The organism is Streptomyces milbemycinicus, from assembly GCF_002154605.1.
GTDB lineage: Bacteria > Actinomycetota > Actinomycetes > Streptomycetales > Streptomycetaceae > Streptomyces > Streptomyces milbemycinicus.
Genome location: NZ_MUNE01001276.1, coordinates 1 through 445, shown reverse-complemented (window position 1 = coordinate 445; position 445 = coordinate 1). Strand labels below are relative to the sequence as shown.

Genomic DNA, 445 nt, shown 5'->3' with positions numbered 1-445 from the left:
GGGCGCGCGACCGGGGCGCCCGCCCGGTGCTGCTGACCTCTGTCGAGCGTCGCAAGTTCGACGCGGCGGGCACCGCCCGGCCCACGCACGGCGCCTACCCCGACGCGGTGCGCTCCCTCGCCCGGGCCGAAGGGGTGCCGCTGATCGACGTACAGGCGTCGAGCATCGCCCTGTGGCAGCGGCTCGGGCCCGAGGGCACCAAGGGCTGCTTCAACTGGCTCGACCCGGGGGAGTCGCCCAACTACCCGGACGGCAAGCAGGACAACACCCACTTCCAGCCGCACGGCGCGATCGAGGTGGCCCGCCTGGTGGCACGCGAGCTCAAGGCCAAGGGCGTGCTGGCCCCGTCCGACGTACGCCGCCTGGACGAGGCGATCCCGGACAGCTGGATCACCTGGTAGCGCGCCGCGCCCCGCAAGGAGCCGGACCATGCGCACTCCCAGAT

Annotated in this window: 1 pseudogene; it reads left to right on the top strand. The window is 73.7% G+C overall.

The features are described 5' to 3' along the window. Positions 1–401, top strand: a pseudogene (locus CCN51_RS52595) (SGNH/GDSL hydrolase family protein); the annotation flags it as partial. Between the last annotated feature and the right edge of the window lie 44 nt (positions 402–445).